Here is a 23,799-nt window from a genome sequence, read left to right on the forward strand (position 1 = left end):
CCCTCAAGAAGGCCTGATCGCCGTGATCGCACCCGCCGGCCCCGCCCCCCTGGACACGGAAAAAGCCATCCAATGGATGCGCGCAAGGGGCCATGAGCTGCGAATATTCCCCGGCGTCTATGAAAAGAGCGACTACCTGGCCGGCAGCGACGAAGTACGCCTCAACGACCTGCACACCGCCTTCGCCGACCCAGAAGTCAAAGCCATCATCTGCCTACGCGGCGGCTACGGCACGCCCCGTCTACTCGATCGTATCGATTTCGAGCTCTTAAAGCGCAACCCCAAACCCTTCGTAGGCTACAGCGACATCACCGCCCTGCACCTGGCCATCAGCCGCTACGCAGGCTTCGTGACCTTCCACGGGCCGCTGCTCAACGCCGATCTGCTGGGCGACAAGGAACCCCCAACCGTCACCTCGTTTTTCAGCCTGCTGCGTGGCCAGTTGAAGGCCGGCAGCGCGCTAAGCCATCCCGCAGCGTATCCATTGACCACCGTTGAACCGGGTATCGCCCACGGACGTCTGCTGGGCGGCAACCTGTCGATGATTGCCGCGACCATGGGCACGCCTTATCAGATCGACGCCGAAGGGGTGATCCTGTTCATCGAAGACGTCAACGAGCCGCTGTACCGCATCGACCGATTGCTGACGCAGCTGCGGTTGGCCGGCACGTTGCACCAGCTACGCGGCGTGTTGGTGGGCGATGTGGCCGGGGTCGACGTCGAGGCGTTGAACCGATTGCTCGAACAGACCTTCGCGCCGTTGCGTATTCCGGTATTGTCCGGCTGGCGCAGCGGGCACTGCGATCCGAACCTGACCTTGCCCATGGGGGCATTGGTGACGCTGGATGCGGGGGAGAAGAGGTTGGTGCTGGAGCAGGATGTGGTGGTCAGCCGCTAGTCATGTAGCGCCTGCAAATCAGTCATCGCGAGCAAGCTCGCTCCCACAGGTTGACCGGGAATACCTGTGGGAGCGAGCTTGCTCGCGATAGCGGTAGCCGACATACGGCTGACTCAGCGGTTACGCAACGCCTCCAGCAACTGGTGCGTCGGATACCCATCAGCCGGCCAGCCAAACGACTGCTGGGCGCTGCGGATGGCCTTGCGGGTGTTGGCGCCGATGATGCCGTCGGGGTTGCCCGCGTCATAGTTGTGCTTGCCCAGCAGGGTTTGCAGCTCGATGCGTTCGCTGCGACTCAGGGGTAGGTCCTCCTTGGGCCACTGGCCATAGACCAGCCCGCCGTCGGTAAAGCGCTTTGACAACAACCCGACCGCCAAGGCATAGGACGACGAGTTGTTGTACTTGAGGATGGCGCGGAAGTTATCAAAGATCAGGAACGCCGGGCCGCGATGGCCGGCCGGCAGGAGCAGGGACGCCGACAGCTGTTTGTCATCCGGGGTTATTGGCAGGCCACCATATTCTGAAACCCCCAGTCGCTCCCATTCAGCAACAGGCTTGCGGATCGTGCCATCGGCCAGTGTGTAGTCGAAGCCCTCTGGGAGATCGACTTCGAACCCCCACGGCTGGCCACGCTGCCAGCCGGAGCTTTGCAGGTAGTGGGCGGTCGAGGCCAGGGCGTCGGTGGAGCTGCCCCAGATGTCGCGGCGACCGTCGCCGTCGAAATCCACCGCATGGGTGTTGTACGTGGTGGGAATGAACTGGGTCTGGCCCATGGCGCCGGCCCAGGAGCCAAGCATTTTTTCCGGTGTGATATCGCCCTGTTGCAGGATTTGCAGCGCGGCGATCAGTTGCGCATGGGCAAAACCCGGGCGCCGTCCTTCGTAGGCCAGGGTCGCCAGGGAGTTGATCACCGACTTGCTGCCCTGGAACTGGCCGAAGTTGCTCTCCATGCCCCACACCGCTACCAGCGCCTCACGATCGACGCCATAACGCTGCTCGATGCTTTGCAGGATCTGGGCGTTCTGTTGGATCAGGCTCTTGCCTTTGTTGACCCGCAGTGGCGACAGCGCGCCATCGAGGTATTCCCACACGGGGCGGGTGAATTCCGGCTGGCTGCGATCGGCCTTGATCACGCTCATGTCCGGGCTGACGCCGATAAACGCACGGTCGAACAGGTCGCCTCGGATCCCGGCGGCCAGTGCCTCCTTGCGAAACCCGGCCTGCCATTGCGCGAAGGTCTGGGTGGGCGCAATGGCCAGGTCTTCACCGGTCGGCACCAGGGGTGGCACGATGGCCGGAGCGGTCACGGCGGGGGCTGTCTGGAGCGGTTGGGCGTCGGCGGCAGTAGGTTTTTCGGCGCAGGCGACAAGCAGGGCAACGCTTGTGGCAACAATCATTTGGCGCAGTGGCCAACGATGGGAAAGACAGAAGGGCATGCACGGGTCCAGAAATACAAATCAGGTGCTGACCTTAACATGCGAAAGGGGCGTAGGGCTTGTCCTGGTGTTTCAAGCGGCCAGAAAGCAAGAAGCCTCCCAGTTGTCAGACTGGAAGGCTTCGCGGCGGTAGCTGCCTTTGCCCTTGGCGGGTCGTTCCTGGCGGCTGCGGAACAGGGGCTGGGCGACGATGGATTTGGCCTTGTTGGGGCCATGCTTGGATGGCTTTTTGCTCATGGTGGGTACTCTCGTAGGTTGGGTTTTGCAGGATAAATCATGGGGCAGAGTTGGGGGGCTGTCCAGTCCCTGCATTGCGTAGGAAATGTCATTCAGACGAACACACGACTTGTGGCGCCGATAGGTGGGAGCAAAGCTTGCTCGCGATACAGGCACCTCGGTTTCAGAGACACCGCGCTGCTTTCATCGCGGGCAAGCCTTGCTCCCACAGATATCTTCGCCGCAGAACAGCCTTCAGTGCGTGCTTATTCGGCAGGCAACGTCAACCGCTGTCCAGCCATCAACAGCGACAAGCGACTGAGGCTCATCCACGGTGAACCGGCGGCCTGGCCCTTGATCTGCGCATCGATGCGCTGGGCCTCAAGGAGCAATTGCGCCCAGCGCGATGCGGAATAGCGTTGCAGGGCCTTGCTCATCAGCGGTTTGCGTTTGTCCCAGACGGGCGGGCGGGCCTGGCTGAAGGCCTTGTCCAGCGGTACGCCCTGGCTGTATTGCAGGGACAGGTTGGCCAGCAGGCGCAATTCCCGGGCCAGGGCCCAGAGGATCACCGGCGGTTCGACGCCTTCGCCCCGCAGGCCTTCGAGCATGCGCAGGGCATGGGCGGCTTCACCGTTGAGGATCGCATCGGTCAACCCGAAGACATCGAAGCGCGCACTGTCGGCCACGGCAGCCTGCACCGTTTCCACGGTGATCTGTCCGCCTTCGGCCATCAGCTTGAGCTTTTCGATTTCCTGGGCGGCGGCCAGCAGGTTGCCTTCGACCCGGGCGGCAATCAGCTCCACTGCGTCCTGGCTGGCCGAGAGACCGGCTTGGGACAGGCGCTGGCGGATCCAGCTGGGCAACTGGCTGACATCCACCGGCCAGATCTGCACGAACTGGGTCTGTTGGCCTTCGACCAGGGCCTTGCCCCATTTGGTCTTCTGCGCGCTGCCGTCGAGTTTCGGCAAGCTGATGAGCAGTACCGTGTCTTCGGCCGGGCGTGAGCAATATTCGATCAGCGCGGCGGCGCCCTTGTCCCCGGGTTTGCCGGAGGGCAAGCGCAGTTCCAACAGGCGTTTTTCGGCGAACAACGACATGCTCGCTCCGGCCTGCAGCAGCGTGCCCCAGTCGAAACTGGCGTCGGCGGCGAAGACCTGGCGCTCGTCGAAGCCTTGCTGACGGGCGGCGGAGCGGATGGCGTCGGCGGCTTCCTGGCACAGCAGTGGGTCATCGCCACTGATGATGTAGACCGGCGCGAGGGCGCCTTGCAGGTGTTTGCCGAGTTGGGCGGGAGCGAGCTTCATAAGAAAAGGCGAGCGGGGCGCCGGAGCGCCCCGCAAGGCTTATTCAGCCGGGATCTGCAACGGCGACTGCTGCGGGGTTTCCGCCTCAGCCTTGCGTGCCGCTTCCAGCGCATCGGCTTCGGCCTTGGCGCGGGCGTCGGCGGTCTGTTGCAGTTGCTCCAGCTGGGTCGGGCTCAGCTGTTGCAGGCGCAGCATCATGCGCTGTACGAGTTCACGACGCATTTCGCCGCGCACTTGGATGGACTCCTGGTCGGAGCCGGTGATGTTATTGCCGTCGTGCAGGTAGACTTTCTGCACCTGGAGCTTGTCGTCCAGCAGCGACAGGTTGTTGTGGCCACGGATCTCATAGCTCAGCACGTTGGTCAGCTCGTATTCGGCCGAACGACCGGCACCGGCATAGCTCAGGCTGCGCTGGCTTTGTTGTTCACCGGCCAGCACCAGCTTGTACGGCGCACCGCTGTAGACCTTGACGCCACTGTTCTCCAGGGTCTGGCGCAGCATTTTCACGGTTTCGCCATAGGCGTCCCGTGCGCTGAGGTCCAGTTCCTTGATCGCCAGCTCGGTAGTGCCGGTGCCACGCAGTTGGAAGCCGCAGGCGCTCAACAGGACCGCGAGGCCCACTACCAGCAGATTACGTTTGATCATCTTGTTGCTCCCCTTGAACCCTATGGGGGTCGATCATGCGACCCCGCAGGTTGTATTCGGCGCCAGGCTCAAGCCCGCGCCCGATCCAATTAGCTTGCGACGATGTTGACCAGTTTGCCGGGCACGACGATCACTTTGCGAATCGTCAGTCCATCGACAAAGCGCAGCACGTTTTCGTTGGCCCGCGCAGCGGCTTCGACTTCTTCGCGAGTGGCGGCAGCCGGCATTTCGATCTGGCCGCGCAGCTTGCCGTTGACCTGGATGACCAGGGTCAGGCTGTCCTGCACCAGCGCGGTTTCGTCCACCACCGGCCAACGTGCGTCAATCACCGGGTCGGCGTGACCCAGTTGATTCCACAGCTCGTGGCTGATGTGTGGGGTGATCGGCGCGAGCAGCAACGTCACGGCTTCCAGGCCTTCGTGAATCAGTGCACGATCCTGCTCGGTGCCTTGCGCGGCTTTTTCCAGCACGTTCATCAGCGTCATCACCTGGGCGATGGCGGTGTTGAATTTGTGGTTCTGGCCGACGTCATGGCTAGCCTGCTTGATGGCCAGGTGGATCGAGCGGCGAATGGCTTTCTGCTCGTCGTTCAGGCCGGCGACGTCCAGCTTGCCCGGCAGGCCCTGGGTGACGTGGGCTTGCGCCAGGCGCCAGACGCGCTTGAGGAAACGGTGCGAGCCCTCGACGCCCGAATCGGACCACTCCGCGCTCATGTCAGGTGGCGAAGCGAACATCATGAACAGGCGGCAGGTGTCTGCGCCGAACTGGTCGATCATCGACTGTGGGTCGACGCCGTTGTTCTTCGACTTGGCCATTTTCTCGGTGCCGCCGATTTCCACCGGCAGGCCGTCGGCGATCAGCTTGGCGCTGATGACCTTGGCCTTGCTGTCGCGTTCGAGTTCGACGTCGCTCGGGTTGAACCAGGTGTAGGCACCGTTGGCTTCGCGACGGTAGTAAGTCTCGGCGATCACCATGCCTTGGGTCAGCAGGTTCTTGAACGGCTCGTTGGAACTCACCAGGCCTTCGTCACGCATCAGCTTGTGGAAGAAACGCGCGTAGAGCAGGTGAAGAATGGCGTGTTCGATGCCACCGATGTACTGGTCCACTGGCAACCAGTGGTCAGCCGCGGATTTTTCCACCAGGCCGCCTTGATAGTGCGGCGAGGCATAGCGCGCGTAGTACCAGGAGGACTCGACGAAGGTGTCCATGGTGTCGGTTTCACGCTTGGCCGGTGCACCGCATTTCGGGCAGCTGCACTCATAGAACTCGGGCATGCGCGCCAGGGGCGAACCGGCACCGTCGGGTACGACGTCTTCCGGCAGGACTACGGGCAGTTGATCTTCCGGCACCGGTACGTCGCCGCAGGTATCGCAATGCACGATCGGGATCGGGCAGCCCCAGTAGCGTTGGCGGCTGATACCCCAGTCCCGCAGGCGGAACTGGGTGCGCGAGGCGCCGAGGTTTTTCTTGATCAGGGCGACTTCGATGGCATCGAACGCGCCAGGGAAATCCAGGCCGTTGAACTCACCGGAGTTGATCAGCTCGCCATGCTCGCCGTAGGCGTCCTGCCAAGGTTCCGGGGTCTGGTCGCCGGCGCTGGTGCGCACCACGGCTTTGACCGGCAGGTTGTACTTGTGGGCGAATTCGAAATCGCGCTCATCGTGGGCCGGCACCGCCATGACAGCGCCGTCGCCGTAGTGCATCAGTACGTAGTTGGCGACCCACACCGGCAGTTTCTCGCCAGTGAGCGGGTGCTCGACGAACAACGAAGTCGGCAGGCCTTTCTTCTCTTGGGTGGCGACGTCGGCTTCGGCGACGCTGCCGCCTTTGCATTCGGCGATGAACGCCTGCAGCTCAGGGTTGTTCCGTGCCGCCAGGGTGGCCAGCGGATGCTCGGCGGCCACGGCCACATACGTGGCGCCCATCAGGGTGTCCGGGCGGGTGGTGAAGACTTTCAGGGTGCCGGCTTCGCCAATGGAGGCGACGTCGTACGGGAACTGCACTTCCATGCCCCGGGACTTGCCGATCCAGTTGCGCTGCATGGTCTTGACCTGCTCGGGCCAACCGGTCAGTTCGTCGAGACTCTCCAGGAGTTCATCCGCGTAGGCGGTGATCTTGAAGTAGTACATCGGGATCTCGCGCTTTTCGATCAGCGCGCCGGAGCGCCAGCCGCGACCGTCGATCACTTGCTCGTTGGCCAGTACGGTCTGGTCCACCGGGTCCCAGTTCACGGTGCCGTTCTTGCGGTAGATCACGCCTTTTTCGAACAGGCGGGTGAACAGCCATTGTTCCCAGCGGTAGTAGTCGGGCTTGCAGGTGGTGACCTCGCGGGACCAATCCACCGCCAGGCCCAGGCTGCGCAGCTGGGTTTTCATGTAGGCGATGTTTTCGTAGGTCCACTTGGCGGGGGCCACGTTGTTCTTCATCGCGGCGTTTTCCGCCGGCATGCCGAAGGCGTCCCAACCCATGGGTTGCAGGACGTTCTTGCCTTGCATGCGCTGGTAGCGGGAGATCACGTCGCCGATGGTGTAGTTGCGCACGTGCCCCATGTGTAGCTTGCCGCTGGGGTAAGGGAACATCGACAGGCAGTAGTACGTCTCCTTGCCTGGCTGTTCACTGACTTCAAAGGACTTTTGCTCGTCCCAGAACGACTGGGCGGCGGCTTCGATTTCACGGGGCTGGTAGTGTTCGTGCATGGCTACTTTTGTACTGAATGGGGTGGCCCAATCCTCTTCGTTGCCATGCTGGACGCAGACGACGCCGAATGCGGCGTTTTCGATGCCCAGCCAAGCTGGAAGTGGAGTTACAGGAAGCGCCGTAGCATACATGACCGCGCTCTGCCGAGGGAAACCCTGATTGCTGCCGAACCACCGCCGAGCCATTGCCGATCATCGGCGATGACCCGTGTTCAGGGCCGTTTGTCGCGGCGCACTGCCGGTTTGCCCAGCGAAGCTAAGCTTCTCAATGGGGAGTGAGTCTTATCTTCAATGAGGTGAGGGATGGTTGAATCACAACGAAAAGTCGCTACACCTGAGTTGTACGAAAAACTGATCGATCGTCTCGGGGTGGCCCTGGACGCTGCTAGAACCGCCGGTCGCTTGCGTGATGAACGCCCGGTAGAGCTGGAACTGCGAGGCTTGAGCCCCGCGGAGTTCGAACTGGTCGAGGCTTACCTCGAACAGGTCGGACATCAAACCTCCACCAGTGAGGCCCAGGTACTCAAGCGTCTCGATACGCCCCGTTCGGCCAAGGTTGTGTGGCTCAAGGACCGGACGCCTGATAAGGATGCTGTAAGGATCCGGTCGCTGCAGTTCAAGTAAAGCCGGATTCACGCGTGTCGCTTTTTTTGGTTCAAGGCTTTTTCGAATCTGTTGTCGCTTTGCGTCAACCCACTTAGGCTTCGGGCATCTATGGAGATGCCCGATGCCGTTTCGCTATTTCATCAAACAACTTCTATTGCCGCCCGGCATTCTTTTGCTGCTGTTGGCGCTCGCCTGGTGGTGGCGCCATTCTCGGCCGCGCCTGGCCCGGCTGTGTTTCGTCGTGGGCCTGGGCTGTTTCTGGTTGATGAGCCTGCCGGTGGTGGTGCAGTGGAGCGCCAAGGCATTGGAGCGTGAGCCGCCGCTGCTGCGCAGTGAATGGGCAACCCTGGCCCAGCGTGCCGACGCCATCGTGCTGCTGGGTTCCGGTCGCGAGCGCGGCGACCTGGCCTGGGGCGCCGACCAGCCCACCGGTGTCGGCCTGGAGCGCCAGCGTTATGCGGCGCGACTGGCCAAGGCTTCGGGCTTGCCCGTGCTGACCACCGGTGGCTTGCACTACGGCACCCCACCCAGCGAGGCCAAGTTGATGGCCGATTCGATGCTGGATGATTTCGGCGTCAACGTGCGCTGGCAGGAAGGACGTAGCCGCACCACTTGGGAAAACGCCCAGATGAGCGCCGAGATCCTGTTGCCTGAAGACATCAAGCGGGTCGTGGTGATCACCCAGGCCTGGCACATGCCGCGGTCGGTCTGGAGTTTCGAGCGCGCGGGGTTTGAAGTGGTGCCGGCGCCAGTGGGTTTCCTGGGGCAGGACAATGCCCGACCGTTGGGCGGCTGGATGCCGGAGTTCAAGTCGATCTGGCAATCCGGGCAGTTGATGAATGAGGCGGTGGGGCTGGTGGGGTATTGGTTGTTCTACCGCTGAGGTGTTACCGGATCATTCCCACGCTCCTGCGTGGGAATGCCTCAAGGGACGCTCTGCGTCCCAAATCGGGCTGGCGTCTGCTGCCAATGTGACGCGGAGCGTCACAGGCTGCATTCCCACGCGGAGCGTGGGAACGATCAACCTTAAACCGTCCTGGCCATCCGGCTCGTCATCAACGCCCAGCCCAACAGCAACATGCACAAGATGATCAGCGGCCACGAGCGCCATTGCAGGTAAGGCGTCAGGTCGTGCATCGGCACCACTTCGCCATAGAGGATGCCGCGCTCGAATTGCGGGATCTGTGCGGTGATCTGGCCGAAGGGGTTGATCAGCCCGGTCACGCCGTTGTTGGTGGCGCGGATCATCCAGCGGCCGGCTTCCAGCGCGCGCATCTGGGCCATTTGCAGGTGTTGCAACGGGCCGATCGAGGTGCCGAACCAGGTGTCGTTGCTGATGGTCAGCAGCAGGTCGCTGCGCGCTGACAAGCTGGCGGCAAATTCCGGGTAGACCACTTCATAGCAGATGAACGGCGCGATCTGGTAACCCTTGGCTTGCAGCAACGGCTGGTCGGCCGGGCCCCGGGCGAAGTCCGACATGGGCAGGTCGAAGAAGGCGATCAGGCCGCGCAGGATGTCCTGTAGCGGCACGTATTCGCCGAACGGCACGAGTTTTTGCTTCAAGTAAGTGCCGTCACCTTCGCCGGTCACGGTAATGCCGTTGTAGTAACGCTTCTCGTGGCGCACCAGTTGGCGAATCGGCACACCGGTAATCAACGCCGAATGCCGCTCGGCGGCGAAGCCGCCCATCATGTCCAGGTAACCCTGGGCAGACTCCTTGAGCACCGGTACTGCGGTTTCCGGCCAGATCAACAGGTCGACGCGCTTGGACGCAAAGCTCATGTCGCGGTACAGCGCCAACTGCGCGTTGAGCTGCTCGGGGTCCCACTTCATGCTTTGCTCGATGTTGCCCTGGATCGCCGCGACGCTCAGCGGGGCGCCCGAAGGGCTGGTCCAGGCATGGCCCTTGAGGGCAAGGCCGGCCACCCATGGGCCGATCAGCAGCACCACGCCCGCGGCGATAAAGCCTTTGCGCCCAGTGCGGATCAACCGGGGCGCGTTGTACAGCAGCGCGGCGGTCAAGGCCAGGGTGAAGGAAATCAGCCACATTCCGCCCAGCGGCGCGAGGCCGGCCAACGGGCCGTTGAGCTGGCTGTAACCGGAGTACAGCCAGGGGAAGCCGGTGAGGAACCAGCCACGAAACGCTTCCTGGCCCAACCACAGGGCGGCGAACGCCAGGGCATCGGCCAGCGGTGCCTCGTTGCGACGCAGCCAGCGCGCCCAGAGCCAGGCGGGCAGGGCGAAGAACCAGGCGATGGCAGCGACGAACAGCAGCATCAACAACCCGGCGAGCAGCACCGAGGCGCCGCCGAAGTTATGGATGCTGACGTAGATCCAACTGGTGCCGGCACCAAACAGGCCAAAACCGAAACACCAGCCTCGGCCCAGGGCCTGGCGTGGCGAGAGTTCGCGCAGCCCTGCGTAGAACAAGCCGACCGCCAGCAATGCCAGCGGCCAGAGGTCGAACGGCGCCAGGGCCAGGGTGGTGATCGCACCGGCCGCCATGGCCAGCAGGTTACCGGGCCAGCCGGGGCGGGTTATCCAGCGCATTTTTGTCCTTAGCGGGTCTCGCAGGGGTTATCGGCCAATGGGCGACAGGCGCAGCAAGTGAATCCGACGGCTGTCGGCATTCAGGATGCGGAAGCGCCAGGAGCCGATTTCCGTGGTTTCGTTGCGCTTGGGCAGGTGCCCGAAAGCACTCATCACCAGGCCGCCGACGGTGTCGAACTCATCGTCGGAGAATTGGCTGTCGAAGAATTCGTTGAAGTTCTCGATCGGCGTCAGGGCCTTGATCAGGAAGTCGCCGCTGGGCAGGGGCTTGATGTAGCTGTCCTCCTCGACGTCGTGCTCGTCCTCGATGTCGCCGACGATCTGCTCGAGCACGTCTTCGATGGTGACCAGGCCGGCCACGCCGCCGTATTCGTCAATGACGATGGCCATGTGGTTGTGGTTGGCGCGGAATTCACGCAGCAGCACGTTCAGGCGCTTGGATTCGGGCACGAAGGTGGCCGGGCGCAACAGGTCCTTGATGTTGAAGCTGTCGCCGTTCTCCTGAAGGATCAGCGGCAGCAGGTCCTTGGCCAGCAGCACGCCCATGACGTCGTCATGGCTTTCGCCGACGACCGGATAGCGCGAGTGAGCGGAGTCGACCACGGCGGGCAAAAATTCGCGAGGGGTCTGGGTCGCCTTGATGCTGACCATCTGCGAGCGCGGGACCATGATGTCCCGGACCTGCAGGTCAGCGACCTGGATGGCGCCTTCGACAATGGCCAGCGCTTCGCTGTCCAGCAGTTTGTTCTGGTGTGCATCGCGCAGCAGCTCCAGCAGCTCCTGGCGGTTTTTCGGCTCATGGGCAAAAGCCTGGGTGAGCTTGCCCAGCCATGACTTCTGCCCGTTGCTCGATCGATCTTCGCTCATAGCGATTACTCTGAATCCTTTGTCGTTACAGGTTGATGTATCAGTGTTCGTCGCCGGCGTAGGGGTCGGGATGACCCAGCTCTGCAAGCAACGTTCGTTCCAGTGCTTCCATTTCTTCGGCTTCGTCATCTTCTATATGGTCGTAACCCAGTAGATGCAAGCAGCCGTGAATCACCAGATGGGCCCAGTGGGCCTCAGGGGGCTTGTCTTGTTCCGCTGCTTCACGCTCCACCACCGGGACGCAGATCACCAGGTCGCCCAGTAGCGGGATGTCGAGCAGTTCGTCGGGTACGTCGGCGGGGAACGACAGCACGTTGGTGGCGTAGTCTTTCTGCCGCCAGGTGTGGTTCAGTTCACGGCCTTCGGGTTCGTCCACCAGGCGGATCGTCAGCTCCGAGTCGGCACTGCGCTGGCGCAGGGCCAGTTCGCACCATTGGCGGAACTGGGCTTCGCTGGGGGCGGCGTGTTCGCACGCCACTTGCAGGTCGAGTTCAAGCATTGTGGCGATTGCCTTTGCTTTCGGCCGAGTCTTCATCGGCGCGATTCTCGAAACGCTCGTAGGCTTCGACAATGCGTTGCACCAACGGATGGCGTACGACGTCCTTGGGCATGAAATGCGTGAAGCTGATGCCCGGCACGTCCTTGAGGACCTGGATCACATGGTTCAGCCCGGACTTGGTGCCACGGGGCAGGTCGACCTGGGTGATGTCCCCGGTGATGACGGCGGTGGAGCCGAAGCCGATCCGGGTCAGGAACATTTTCATCTGCTCGACCGTGGTGTTCTGGCTTTCGTCGAGGATGATGAAGCTGTTGTTCAGCGTCCGACCACGCATGTAGGCCAGTGGGGCGACCTCGATGACCTGGCGCTCGATCAGCTTGGCGACATATTCGAAGCCGAGCATTTCATACAGCGCGTCATAGAGCGGGCGCAGGTACGGGTCGATCTTCTGGGCCAGGTCGCCGGGCAGGAAGCCGAGTTTTTCGCCCGCTTCGACCGCCGGTCGCACCAGCAGGATGCGCCGCACCTGTTCACGTTCCAGCGCATCGACGGCGCAGGCCACGGCCAGGTAGGTCTTGCCGGTACCGGCTGGGCCGATGCCGAAGTTGATGTCGTTGCCCAGGATTTCCTTCACGTAGCGCTGCTGATTCAAGCCGCGAGGGCGAATCATGCCTTTTTTCGTGCGTAGGGCCACGGCCGGTTCCGACGGGGCGTGGTTGTCGAGTTCTTCGACAGCCGACTCCTGCAGGAACAGGTGGACCGTATCCGGCGACAGCTCGCTCCCCTTGGTTTCCCGGTAGAGACGGCGCAGCAGGTTTTCCGCGGAGGTGGTGTGCTTGGGTTCGCCGATCAGTTCGAACTGGTTTCCGCGGTTGCGGATCTCGATGGCCAGGCGCTGTTCGATCAAGCGCAGGTGCTCGTCGAATTGCCCGCACAGATTGGCGAAGCGGCGAGCCTCAAAGGGCTCGAGAATAAAGCGATGTGGTTCGATGGGTGCGTTCAAGGTCGTTTTTAGCCGCCCGGGGGCAATTAAGGTGAAATCAAGGATAACGCCAGTAGGCTGGGTGCGAAAGCTCTTAAACAGGCGAATCTGATCACAGGGTTGGCACAACCCATTGTGGGAGCAAGGCTTGCCCGCGATCAAGGCGCCGCGGTCTTCAGTGAGATTGCGGTGCTTCTATCGCGGGCAAGCCTTGCTCCCACAGGTCTTGCTTGCACAGACAATAGTGTTTTTTAGCAGGTTACTGGATCAGCGAACCGCGCAGGGAGTGCGGTTGCGCGGCGTCGATGTGCACATCGGCGAACTGGCCGATCAGGGCCGGGGTGTCGCAGCGGAAGTTGACGATGCGGTTGTTTTCGGTCCGTCCTTGCAACTCGCCCGGGTCCTTTTTCGAGTAATCGGTCACCAGAATCCGCTGGACGGAGCCGACCATTTGTCGGCTGATCTCGAAACCTTGCTGGTTGAGACGATGTTGCAAGGCGTTGAGCCGTTCCTTTTTCAGCTCTTCGGGCGTGTCGTCCGCCAGGTCGGCCGCCGGAGTGCCAGGGCGCTGGCTGTAGACGAACGAATAGGAGAAATCGAAACCCACGTCTTCGATCAGCTTCATGGTCTGCTGGAAGTCTTTCTCGGTTTCGCCAGGGAAGCCGACGATAAAGTCCGAGCTGATGCAGATCCCCGGCACTGCCGCGCGCAACTTGCGCAGCTTGGATTTGTACTCCAGCGCCGTGTGGTTGCGTTTCATGGCCGCAAGGATCCGGTCGGAGCCCGATTGCACCGGCAGGTGCAGGTGCTTGACCAGTTCGGGGACTTCGGCGTGGGCCTGGATCAGGCTGTCGGAGAACTCCAGCGGATGAGACGTGGTGTAGCGGATGCGGTCGATGCCATCCACTGCCGCCACGACGCGGATCAGCTCGGCGAGGTCCGCCAGGCGCCCATCATGGGTCAGACCGCGATAGCCGTTGACGTTCTGCCCCAGCAGGGTCACTTCGCGCACACCGTGTTCCGCCAAGTGGATGATCTCGGCGATCACGTCGTCGAACGGCCGGCTGACTTCTTCGCCGCGGGTGTAGGGCACCACGCAGAACGTGCAGTACTTGCTGCAACCTTCCATCACCGACACGTAGGCACTTGGGCCGTCGATGCGCGGTTCGGGCAGGTGGTCGAATTTTTCGATTTCCGGGAACGAGACATCCACTTGCGGCAGCTTGGTGCTGCGGGCAGCGTCGATCATCTCCGGCAGGCGGTGCAAGGTCTGCGGGCCAAAGACCACGTCCACGTAGGGTGCGCGATCGCGAATGGCAGCGCCTTCCTGGCTGGCCACGCAACCGCCCACGGCGATGACCATTTCCGGGTTGGCCAACTTCAGTTCGCGCCAGCGGCCGAGCTGGGAGTACACCCGGTCCTGGGCGCGTTCGCGAATCGAGCAGGTGTTGAGCAGGATCACGTCCGCGTCTTCAGCGCGGGCGGTGACTTCCAGGGCCTGGTGTTCACCCAGCAGATCGACCATGCGCGAGCTGTCGTACTCGTTCATCTGGCAACCGTGGGTTTCGATGTAAAGCTTCTTGGCCATGGACGGGATCATCACGTGATTCAAAGAACCGCGCATTATAGGGACATAGTGGCCTGTGTGGCTAATTCGCGCACTTAAATTAACCGTACAGGCCACTGGGTTCCTACCGCTGTGCGAGCAGTGGCTATGCTATAGTTCGCGCCCTCATTTTTACCCGCCGATGTGTTTCGCCAGCCATGACCAAACGTGAAGCTCCAATCTACAAGGTGATTTTCCTCAACCAGGGCCAGGTGTTCGAAATGTACGCCAAGCAGATCTATCAAAGTGATCTGTGGGGTTTCCTGGAAGTGGAAGAATTCGTCTTTGGCGAGCGCACGCAAGTGGTCGTCGATCCGAGCGAGGAAAAGCTCAAGGCGCAGTTCGAAGGCGTGGTGCGCAGCTTCGTGCCAATGCATTCGATCGTGCGCATCGACGAAGTCGAACGCCTGGGCACCCCGAAAATCAGCGAAGCCCGCGGCGCGGTCGGCAATGTGATGCCGTTTCCGATGCCGATGCCTGAGAAGTAGGATTCAAGATCGGGTTGCTCCCCAATCGCGAGCAAGCTCGCTCCCACAGTGGGGGCTTTGTGAACACAAGATTTGTGTACACCAGCGATCCAGTGTGGGAGCGAGCTTGTTCGCGATGAGGCCATCAAGGCCTGCGCAATAATCAGGGCAGAGGTGAGAAAGGCGTACGCCCATCGGCGTTCTGCAATTCCATCAGGTACTTGCGAAAGATCTGCCCCAGCACCTGAGTCGCCACTTCCAATTCGTCACGGGGCATTTGTTCGGCGACTTCGTCGGCGGTGTCCAGGGCTTCTTCGGCGCCGTTGACCGCGGCCATCTTCAGGACGATATAGGCCTGGACGTTGTTGGCCGGCACGCCTTCGCCATGGAAGAACATGCCGCCGAGCTTGAATTGCGCCTGGGCATGGCCTTGCAGAGAGGCTTTTTCGAAGTAGTCGAGGGCTTTTTTGAGGTCGCGCGGTGCAGCCTTGCCTTCATAGTAGAACTCGCCCAACTCGTATTGCGCTTGTGCATCACCTGCGTCCGCCGCTTTTTGACAGGCGTCGAGTGCCGGTGCGAGATCTTGTGGCTGGGTATTGAGCGTGCAACGGCCCAGCGCCGGGATCAACAACGAGTTACCGCCTGCCTGTGCATTCGCGAGCAGGGGCTGAAGGAGCAACAGGCAGCCCAAGGCAAGGGTGCGGCCGGTGCGGTTCATGGGAATCGACTTACCTCTGAGGGGCGCGCGGACCCTCCGGGGGATCCAATAAGCGCGCATTATGAAATAAGCAGGGCCATCCTTACAAAGTCTTTACTCGTTTTTCTGCTGCGAGGGAATGCTAATAGCTGCTTCGGGCATAAATACGTAGGAAAAAGGCGGGAGGTTGTCGGCAATCACTGACGCCAGCTTCAGCCAGCGTCAGTTATCCACAGGCTTATTTCAGCGCAGCAAAGGCCCGTTCGGCCGCATCGAGGGTGATCTTCAGCTCGGTCTCGCCATGGGCGATGGAAGTGAAGCCGGCTTCGAATGCGCTCGGCGCCAGATACACGCCGCCGTCGAGCATCAGGTGGAAGAAGCGCTTGAAGCGGTCGGCGTCGCTGGCCATCACGTCTTCGAAGGTGACGATGTCATCGGCGCCACTGAAATACAGGCCGAACATGCCGCCGGCCTGGGTGGTCACGAACGGAATGCCTGCCGCGTCGGCACGAACCTGCAAGCCGTCGAGCAGGCGGGTGGTGTAGTCGGTCAGTTCGGCGTGGAAGCCCGGGCGGCTGATCAGGCGCAGCGTGGTCAGGCCGGCGGCCATGGCCAGTGGGTTGCCCGACAAGGTGCCGGCCTGGTAGACCGGGCCCAGCGGCGCGATGCATTCCATGATCTTGCGCTTGCCGCCGAAGCAGCCAACCGGCATGCCGCCGCCGATGATCTTGCCGAAGGTGCTCAGGTCCGGCGTGACGCCGTAATGGGCCTGGGCGCCGCCGAGGGCCACGCGGAAACCGGTCATCACTTCATCGAAAATCAACACCACGCCATGCTGGTCGCACAGGCTGCGCAGGCCTTCGAGGAAACCCGGTGCCGGAGGTACGCAGTTCATGTTGCCGGCCACTGGCTCGACGATGATGCACGCCACTTCCTGGCCGACTTCGCCGAGCATCTTCTCGACTTCTTCAAGGTCGTTGAACGGCAGGGTCAGGGTGTGTTTGGCGAACGCTGCCGGTACGCCGGCCGAGCTCGGCACGCCCTGGGTCAGTGCGCCGGAGCCGGCCTTGACCAGCAGGCTGTCGGAGTGGCCGTGGTAGCAGCCTTCGAACTTGATGATGCTGTCGCGACCGGTGAAGCCCCGCGCCAGGCGGATCGCGCTCATGGTCGCTTCGGTGCCGGAGCTGACCATGCGCACCATTTCCATCGACGGCACGATCGAGCAGACCAGGTCGGCCATCTCGGTTTCCATCGCGGTCGGAGCGCCGTAGGACAGGCCGTGTACCAGTTGCTTGCGCACCGCATCCAGCACATCCGGATGGCTGTGGCCGAGGATCATCGGGCCCCAGGAACCGACGTAATCCACATAGCGCTTGTCGTCTTCGTCGGTGACGTACGCGCCTTCGGCGTGCTTGAAGAACAGCGGGGTGCCGCCGACGCTCTTGAACGCACGAACGGGCGAGTTCACACCGCCGGGGATGTGTTTCTGGGCATCGGCAAACAGGGTTTCGGAACGGGACATGGTTGGGCTCTCGAAAACGGAAAAATGGACTATTTGATCTGCAGCAGCTCGTTGAAGGCGCGGGCGCGGCGCGTCACTTCAGTGGTGCTGTCGGCGCCGAACAGGCCGTGGACCACCGCCAGCAGGTCGACCCCGTGGGCCACCAGCGGGGCGGCGTTGTCCAGGGTGATGCCGCCAATTGCGCACACCGGAACATGCAGTTTGAGGTGCGCCTCTTGGAGCAGTTCAAGGTCTGCGCTGGGGGCGCCGGGTTTGGTGTTTGAGTTGAAGAAACGCCCGAACGCGACATAACTGGCGCCTTCGCTGGCGGCCTGTTCGGCCAGTGCCAGGCTGGCGTGGCAGGTGGCACCGACGATTGCCTTGTGCCCGAGCAGTGCCCGCACTGGCGCCAACGGGCCATCGGTCTGGCCCAGGTGCACACCGACGCCCAGGCGTGCGGCCAGTTCGGCGTCGTCGTTGATGATCAACTGGGTCTTGTAGCGCTCGCACAGGTTGCGCAGTGCTTCGGCTTCCCGCAGCCGACGGGCCTCGTCGCTGCTTTTGTCGCGGTATTGCAGCAGGGCGACGCCACCTTCCAGCGCCGCTTCCACATAAGCGAGGAATTTGCCGGTCAGCAATTGGCTATCGGTGATGGCGTAAAGGCCACGTAATTTCATTCCACAGGCCTCCGGTGCTACGAGCAGAAATCCAGCGGCAGGCGACGCGGCACGAACTGGCCTTTGCCCAGTTGTTCGGCATCGCGCAAGGTGCGCCAGGTGTAATCCAGCGCCGTCTTGACGGCGCTGGCGAGCTGTTCGCCCTGGGCCAGCCGACCGGCCAGGGCGCTGGCCAGTGTGCAGCCGGAACCGTGGTAACTGCCGGGCAGGCGCTGGCAGGTAAAGGTTTCGCGCCCGCCGTCGCGGCTGTACAGGCGATTATGGACTTCATGTTCGTCGCCGTGACCACCGGTGATCAACAGGTGTTTGACGAAGGGCAGCAGTTTTTCCGCGCACTCGTCGGCGCTGCCCTCGGGCAGTTCGGCGAGGATGCGTGCTTCAGGCAGGTTGGGGGTGGCGATGATTGCCAGGGGCAGCAGGCGTTCGCGCATGGCGTAGCCGACCTCATCCTTGCCCAGGCGCCCGCCACCGCCGGCGCGCAGCACCGGGTCGCAGACCATGGGCAGGTGCGGGTGCGCCTGGAGCAGTTCGACCACCGTGTCGACCATTTCCAGCGAGCCAAGCATCCCCAGCTTGACCGCTGCCACCTGGGCGTCGTTGAGCACGGCATTGGCTTGTGCCAGCACCCACTCTCGGTCGAGCACTCGGAAATCGCTGACGTTGACGGTGTCTTGCACGGTCAATGCGGTAACGGCAGGGGCGGCATGACAACCCTGGGCAAGCAGGGCTTCGATATCTGCCTGCAAACCGGCGCCACCACTGGGGTCGTGGCCGGAGAGACAGAGGACAACGGGGCGAGAACTGTAGATATTCATGGTGCGCGAGCTTACCACCAAACCTCTTTTATCGGTGGTCGGACTCAGGGTTTTATGTTGAGTCGCTTGCGGGTGGATGCTTTTTTGCCCCGTCATTTGTCGACCTGAACAAGGCAACAGCTCTATCTCAATGCTTTGCTCTGAAACGCCCGTTCTAGAGCCTTTTGTAGGAAAAAATTCAATGGTGCAAATTGGCCATCAGCGGCTATGCTAGGGATGGATCCAACTCATAACAGGTAATGCCGGTTTTACGTCTACTCAGGGAATGGGGGGCTTCCTGACTCAACCGGACAGGCCGCGCTGGGGCTTAAATGCGCTATTTGCTGATGTTGTTGCTGTGCTTGTCCCCTTTGGCAAGTGCTCTCGAATTCGATGAATTCACCCAAAACCTGCCCTTGGGCCATGCCCTGCTGGTGTTCGAAGATGCGCGCGGCACGGCCACCATTGACGATGTCCTGGCTCAGGCTGCCGCTGGTGCTTTCAAGCCCCATGACCAAGCTACCCTGAACGCCGGTTACTCGCGATCAGCCTTCTGGTTGAAAATCGACCTGCACTACCGTCCCGGCAATCCGGACGCCCAGCGCACCTGGCTGCTGGAGCTGGCATACCCGCCGCTGGACCACCTCGACTTGTATTTGCCCGATGCGGCGAGGGGCTATCGCCTGGTTCGCCAGACCGGTGATGCGTTGCCGTTCGCCAGCCGCGAGATCCGCCAGAACAACTACCTGTTCAGCCTGGCTTTCAAGCCCGAACAACAGCAGACCCTCTACCTGCGCCTGCAAAGCCAGGGTTCGATCCAGGCGCCGCTGACGCTGTGGTCGAGCACCGCGTATCTCGAACAACAGCCCGTGCGCTTGTATGTACTGGGGATCATCTATGGCGTGCTGCTGGGGATGCTGGTCTACAACCTGTTCATCTACCTGAGCGTGCGCGATACCAGCTACCTCTATTACATCTTCTACATTGCCTCGTTCGGCCTGTACCAGTTGTCGGTCAACGGTGCCGCCGTGGAGTATTTCTGGCCGGATAACCCCTGGTGGGCCAATGCGGCGACGCCGTTCTTCATCGGCTGCGCGGGCCTGTTTGGCAGCCAGTTCGCTCGCAGTTTCCTGCAAACCGCCCAGCATAGCCGTTGGCTGGACCGCTTGCTGCTGGCGCTGATCGCCTACAGCGCCGGGGTGGTCGGTCTGTCGCTGATGACCAGTTATGCCCTGGCGCTGCGCCTGGCGACGGTGTTGGCGCTGCTGTTCACGGTGGCGATCTTTGCCGCCGGGTTGTTTGCCTGGTGGCGTGGCCTGCGGGTGGCGCGTTATTTCATCATTGCCTGGTCGGCGTTTCTGCTGGGGGGCATCGTCAACACGTTGATGGTGCTCGGTTACCTGCCGAACGTCTTCCTGACCATGTACGCCAGCCAGATCGGCTCGGCCATCGAAGTGGCGCTGTTGTCCCTGGCCCTGGCCGACCGCATCAATGCCATGCGCGAGCAGCAGGCCCAGACCCTGTTGGACGCCGGGCAGAAACTCGAAGTGCTCAACCAGCAACTGGCCCACGGCAACAAGCTCAAGGATGAATTCCTCGCCACGCTGACCCATGAACTGCGCACGCCGATGAATGGCGTGATCGGTTCCCTTGAGCTGATGGAAACCGTCGAGATGGACGAGGAACTGACCCAGTATCAACAGACCGCCGCCGGCTCGGCGCGGGACATGATGCGCATGGTCAATGGCATGCTCACCCTGACCGAGTTGCAGGCCGGCAAGCTCAAGGTCTATCCGGCACCGTTCAGCCTGCGTGGGGTGGTCGATGCGCTGCAGGTGCAGTTCGGCGCCAATGCCGCGGCCAAGGGCCTGGACTTCAAGGTCGATGTGGCCCCGGGTTTGGCGGACCGGTTGCTCGGCGACAGCGGCAAACTGGCCCAGAGCCTGGAATGCCTGCTGGACAACGCCATCAAGTTCACCCGGGTTGGCGGCCTGGCTCTGCGAGTCAGCGGCCGGCCGACGGCGCTTGATCGGCTGGTGCTGTCCTTTGCCGTCATCGACACCGGAATCGGTTTTACCGACCTGGGGGAAGCGACCTTGTACCAGCGCTTCTTCCAACTCGACGGCTCGATGACCCGCGAATATGGCGGCCTCGGCGTGGGGCTGGCTATCTGTCGGCAACTGGTGGAACTGCTGGGCGGACGTCTGACCCACACCTCCGAACCCGGTCGTGGCAGCCGTTTCCAGTTGGACGTAGAGTTTGACGTGGCCTTGCCAGCGGCGGTCCCGACGCCGTTTTCCTTCGGTGGCCACCAGGGTTCGCGCCTGCCACAGGATTGCACGGTGCTACTGGCCGATGACAACAGCATCGATCAGTTGGTCATGCGCGGCATGTTGCTCAAGCTCGGTTATCGGGTGCGCACCGCCGACAGTGGCCGCGCCGCGCTGGATCTGCTGCACGGCGAGCGCTTTGATGCGGTGCTGCTCGATTGCCAGTTGCCGCCACTGGACGGCGTGTCGCTCTGCTGCCAGATCCACACCTTGTCCGGCTGCGAGGAACTGCCGGTGCTGGTGGTCAGCCCGAACGAGGGGCGTGAGTGCTGTCCTTCGGGCGCGCCGGTCGATTACTTGAACAAGCCAGTGAAGTTCGAGGCACTGCAGGCGATGCTCCAGCGCCGGGTGCTTTGCCCAAGACAGGGTGAAAGCGCCGACATTTAGGCGCATATGACACTTTGTTCGGCCTGGAGGCGGTGCTTAACTGAATCCCTGGCCGATCGAGGAGCCCTGTCATGAACCTGCACCAGTTCGCTGAAACCCACGACGTCACCAATCAGCCGCCGTCCCTGGATGGCGCCAACCTGTACCGCATCGACCTGCCGCTGCAGCAGTGGTCACAGCGCTTTGGGGCGGGCTGGGCGCAGGCGCGGATCGATGCGTATGGGGCGCTGGCCGGCGGACCGTTGATGGAAGCGGGCTTCCTGGCCAACCAGAACAAACCGGTGTTCTCCAGCCATGACCGTTACGGCCATCGCATCGACCTGGTGGAGTTCCATCCGGCTTATCACCAGTTGATGCGCACTGCCGTCGAGCACGACCTGCCCAGTTTGCCCTGGGCGCACCCGCAACCCGGCGCGCATGTCGCCCGGGCGTCGATGACCTATTTGCATAGCCAGGCCGAAGCCGGCACCGGCTGCCCCCTGACCATGACCTTCGCCAGTGTGCCGGCGCTGCGCTTGCAGCCGGACCTGGCCGAGCACTGGGTGCCCAAGGTGCTGGCCACCGAGTACGACCCGCGCAACGTCGGCATGGCCCACAAGGCCGGCGTGACCCTGGGCATGGCGATGACCGAAAAACAGGGCGGCACCGATGTGCGGGCCAACACCACCAAGGCCTATCCGGTGGGCGCCAGCGGCCCGGGCCAGGCCTATGAGCTGGTTGGGCACAAATGGTTCTGTTCGGCGCCGATGTGCGATGCCTTCCTCACCTTGGCCCAGACCGACAAGGGGCTGACCTGTTTCCTGTTGCCGCGCCATCGCCCCGACGACACCCGCAATCAGTTCTACATCCAGCGGCTGAAGAACAAGCTGGGCAACTGTTCCAACGCCTCCAGCGAAGTCGAGTTCCGTGGCGCACTGGCCTGGATGGTCGGTGAAGAAGGGCGGGGCGTGCCGACGATCATCGAGATGGTCGCCATGACCCGTTTCGATTGCATGGTCGGCTCCAGCGCCCTGATGCGCCAGGCGCTGACCCAGGCCAGCCATCACTGCGCGCACCGCAAGGTCGGTGGCAAGTTGTTGAGTGAACAGCCGCTGATGCAAAACGTCCTGGCTGACCTGGCGCTGGAAAGCGAGTCCGCACTGGCCTTGAGCCTGCGCATGGGCCGGGCGCTGGACCACTTGAATGACGAGCATGAGGCCAAGTTCGCCCGGTTGGTGACGGCAGTGGGCAAGTACTGGATCTGCAAGCGCGCCCCCGCGATGATCAATGAAGCCGCCGAATGCATGGGCGGTGCCGGCTACGTCGAAGACAGCATCCTGCCGCGCCTGTACCGAGAAGCGCCGGTCAACTCGACGTGGGAAGGCTCCGGCAACGTGCAATGCCTGGATGTGCTGCGCGCCTTGTCCAAGGAGCCCGGCATGCTGGAGGTATTGTTCAGCGAACTGGGCGATGGCCACGGCGACAAGCGCCTGGCTGGCCACATCCACCAATTGCACGCCGCGTTCAAGGACACCGACGACATCCAGTACCGCGCCCGGCAATTGACCGAAGACATCGCCGTTGGCCTGCAGGCCAAGCTGTTGCTCGAAGCCGGGAACAGTGAGGTCAGCGATGCCTTCATCGCCAGTCGCCTGGGTTCGGCCGGCCGGGTGTACGGTGCCTTGCCTCGGGGCTTGAATGTCGAGGCGATCGTGACGCGCTCCACCCCACACGGCTTTTAGACACGACACGTACCCTGTGGGAGCGAGCCTGCTCGCGAAGGCATCGGTACATCCAACATCTGTGGTGCCTGATACACCGCTATCGCGAGCAAGCCCAGTTCCCACAGAGCATCCCAGAGTCCATGTGGGAGCAAGGCTCGCCCGCGATGACGGAGGTACATCCAGCATCTGTGGTGCCTGATACACCGCTATCGCGAGCAAGCTCAGCTCCCACAGAACATCCCAGAGTCCATGTGGGAGCAAGGCTTGCCCGCGATGACGGAGGTACATCCAGCATCTGTGGTGACTGATACACCGCTATCGCGAGCAAGCTCAGCTCCCACAGAACATCCCAGAGTCCATGTGGGAGCAAGGCTTGCCCGCGATGACGGAGGTACATCCAGCATCTGTGGTGACTGATACACCGCTATCGCGAGCAAGCTCAGCTCCCACAGAACATCCCAGAGTCCATGTGGGAGCAAGGCTTGCCCGCGATGACGGAGGTACATCCAGCATCTGTGGTGACTGATACACCGCTATCGCGAGCAAGCCCAGCTCCCACAGAACATCCCAGAGTCCATGTGGGAGCAAGGCTTGCCCGCGATGACGGAGGTACATCCAGCATCTGTGGTGACTGATACACCGCTATCGCGAGCAAGCTCAGCTCCCACAGAACATCCCAGAGTCCATGTGGGAGCAAGGCTTGCCCGCGATGACGGAGGTACATCCAGCATCTGTGGTGACTGATACACCGCTATCGCGAGCAAGCCCAGCTCCCACAGAACATCCCAGAGTCCATGTGGGAGCAAGGCTTGCCCGCGATGACGGAGGTACATCCAGCATCTGTGGTGCCTGATACACCGCTATCGCGAGCAAGCTCAGCTCCCACAGAACATCCCAGAGTCCATGTGGGAGCAAGGCTTGCCCGCGATGACGGAGGT

General features: G+C 62.2%; 20 protein-coding genes. 6 read left to right on the forward strand and 14 right to left on the reverse strand.

Annotated elements, in window-relative coordinates; genetic code table 11:
* Positions 1–898, forward strand: an 898-nt coding sequence (locus tag KGA89_RS25090; RefSeq protein WP_223472782.1) for an LD-carboxypeptidase, incomplete at its 5' end; no start/stop codon positions are given.
* Between the two features lie 113 nt (positions 899–1,011).
* Here KGA89_RS25090 and KGA89_RS25095 read toward each other — a convergent pair.
* The 5 genes from KGA89_RS25095 to leuS all read right to left on the reverse strand — a co-directional run bounded on the left by KGA89_RS25095 (position 1,012) and on the right by leuS (position 7,195).
* A complete protein-coding gene (locus KGA89_RS25095; protein WP_223472783.1) occupies positions 1,012–2,334 on the reverse strand; it encodes a lytic murein transglycosylase in 1,323 nt (440 codons plus the stop codon).
* Positions 2,335–2,406: 72 nt separating this feature from the next.
* Complete coding sequence (gene arfA / locus KGA89_RS25100; protein ID WP_003205882.1) at positions 2,407–2,571, reverse strand: alternative ribosome rescue factor ArfA; 165 nt, start codon at positions 2,569–2,571, stop codon at positions 2,407–2,409.
* A 245-nt stretch (positions 2,572–2,816) separates the two neighbouring features.
* Positions 2,817–3,854 carry a DNA polymerase III subunit delta gene (holA, locus tag KGA89_RS25105; protein WP_046065214.1) on the reverse strand — a complete coding sequence of 346 codons (1,038 nt, stop codon included), beginning with the start codon at positions 3,852–3,854 and terminating at the stop codon, positions 2,817–2,819.
* A 39-nt stretch (positions 3,855–3,893) separates the two neighbouring features.
* Complete coding sequence (gene lptE, locus KGA89_RS25110; protein WP_223472784.1) at positions 3,894–4,499, reverse strand: LPS assembly lipoprotein LptE; 606 nt, start codon at positions 4,497–4,499, stop codon at positions 3,894–3,896.
* Between the two features lie 89 nt (positions 4,500–4,588).
* Complete coding sequence (gene leuS, locus KGA89_RS25115; protein WP_223472785.1) at positions 4,589–7,195, reverse strand: leucine--tRNA ligase; 2,607 nt, start codon at positions 7,193–7,195, stop codon at positions 4,589–4,591.
* 303 nt (positions 7,196–7,498) lie between these two features.
* Here leuS and KGA89_RS25120 point away from each other — a divergent pair, with 303 nt between their 5' ends.
* Together KGA89_RS25120 and KGA89_RS25125 are read left to right on the forward strand one after the other, a co-directional pair.
* Positions 7,499–7,819: a hypothetical protein gene (locus KGA89_RS25120; RefSeq protein ID WP_003205874.1), complete on the forward strand. Its 321-nt coding sequence runs from the start codon at positions 7,499–7,501 to the stop codon at positions 7,817–7,819.
* A 103-nt stretch (positions 7,820–7,922) separates the two neighbouring features.
* A complete protein-coding gene (locus KGA89_RS25125; protein ID WP_223472786.1) occupies positions 7,923–8,684 on the forward strand; it encodes a YdcF family protein in 762 nt (253 codons plus the stop codon).
* Positions 8,685–8,827: 143 nt separating this feature from the next.
* Here KGA89_RS25125 and lnt read toward each other — a convergent pair whose 3' ends face one another.
* The 5 genes from lnt to miaB form a co-directional block, all read right to left on the reverse strand.
* Positions 8,828–10,351 carry an apolipoprotein N-acyltransferase gene (gene lnt / locus KGA89_RS25130; protein WP_223472787.1) on the reverse strand — a complete coding sequence of 508 codons (1,524 nt, stop codon included), beginning with the start codon at positions 10,349–10,351 and terminating at the stop codon, positions 8,828–8,830.
* A 27-nt stretch (positions 10,352–10,378) separates the two neighbouring features.
* On the reverse strand, positions 10,379–11,218 hold the full coding sequence (locus tag KGA89_RS25135; RefSeq protein ID WP_003205870.1) for an HlyC/CorC family transporter: 840 nt from the start codon (positions 11,216–11,218) through the stop codon (positions 10,379–10,381).
* Between the two features lie 40 nt (positions 11,219–11,258).
* On the reverse strand, positions 11,259–11,717 hold the full coding sequence (gene ybeY / locus KGA89_RS25140; protein ID WP_053125636.1) for an rRNA maturation RNase YbeY: 459 nt from the start codon (positions 11,715–11,717) through the stop codon (positions 11,259–11,261).
* Positions 11,710–12,720, reverse strand: a complete 1,011-nt coding sequence (locus KGA89_RS25145; protein WP_003205867.1) for a PhoH family protein — start codon at positions 12,718–12,720, stop codon at positions 11,710–11,712. The genes ybeY and KGA89_RS25145 overlap by 8 nt, the downstream gene beginning before the upstream one ends.
* Before the next feature lie 238 nt (positions 12,721–12,958).
* Positions 12,959–14,287: a tRNA (N6-isopentenyl adenosine(37)-C2)-methylthiotransferase MiaB gene (miaB, locus tag KGA89_RS25150; RefSeq protein ID WP_003205865.1), complete on the reverse strand. Its 1,329-nt coding sequence runs from the start codon at positions 14,285–14,287 to the stop codon at positions 12,959–12,961.
* Positions 14,288–14,463: 176 nt separating this feature from the next.
* Between miaB and KGA89_RS25155 the strand changes: the two genes are divergently transcribed.
* On the forward strand, positions 14,464–14,793 hold the full coding sequence (locus KGA89_RS25155; protein ID WP_003185742.1) for a DUF1820 family protein: 330 nt from the start codon (positions 14,464–14,466) through the stop codon (positions 14,791–14,793).
* Between the two features lie 142 nt (positions 14,794–14,935).
* Here KGA89_RS25155 and KGA89_RS25160 read toward each other — a convergent pair whose 3' ends face one another.
* From KGA89_RS25160 to KGA89_RS25175, 4 genes are all read right to left on the reverse strand, one after another.
* On the reverse strand, positions 14,936–15,490 hold the full coding sequence (locus KGA89_RS25160; RefSeq protein ID WP_003205863.1) for a tetratricopeptide repeat protein: 555 nt from the start codon (positions 15,488–15,490) through the stop codon (positions 14,936–14,938).
* A 217-nt stretch (positions 15,491–15,707) separates the two neighbouring features.
* On the reverse strand, positions 15,708–16,991 hold the full coding sequence (gene hemL / locus KGA89_RS25165; protein ID WP_003205861.1) for a glutamate-1-semialdehyde 2,1-aminomutase: 1,284 nt from the start codon (positions 16,989–16,991) through the stop codon (positions 15,708–15,710).
* Positions 16,992–17,020: 29 nt separating this feature from the next.
* On the reverse strand, positions 17,021–17,647 hold the full coding sequence (gene thiE / locus KGA89_RS25170; protein ID WP_223472788.1) for a thiamine phosphate synthase: 627 nt from the start codon (positions 17,645–17,647) through the stop codon (positions 17,021–17,023).
* A gap of 17 nt (positions 17,648–17,664) precedes the next feature.
* A complete protein-coding gene (locus tag KGA89_RS25175; RefSeq protein WP_003205858.1) occupies positions 17,665–18,462 on the reverse strand; it encodes a hydroxymethylpyrimidine/phosphomethylpyrimidine kinase in 798 nt (265 codons plus the stop codon).
* A gap of 311 nt (positions 18,463–18,773) precedes the next feature.
* On the opposite strand from KGA89_RS25175, the gene KGA89_RS25180 reads away from it, so the two are divergent.
* Complete coding sequence (locus KGA89_RS25180) at positions 18,774–21,158, forward strand: hybrid sensor histidine kinase/response regulator (protein ID WP_223472789.1); 2,385 nt, start codon at positions 18,774–18,776, stop codon at positions 21,156–21,158.
* Positions 21,159–21,229: 71 nt separating this feature from the next.
* Positions 21,230–22,879, forward strand: coding sequence for an acyl-CoA dehydrogenase family protein (locus tag KGA89_RS25185; protein WP_223472790.1), 1,650 nt, complete (start codon positions 21,230–21,232; stop codon positions 22,877–22,879).
* Positions 22,880–23,799: the final 920 nt, after the last annotated feature.

The organism is Pseudomonas sp. A-RE-22, from assembly GCF_019956035.1.
In the GTDB taxonomy this organism is placed as follows: Bacteria; Pseudomonadota; Gammaproteobacteria; order Pseudomonadales; family Pseudomonadaceae; genus Aquipseudomonas; species Aquipseudomonas brassicacearum.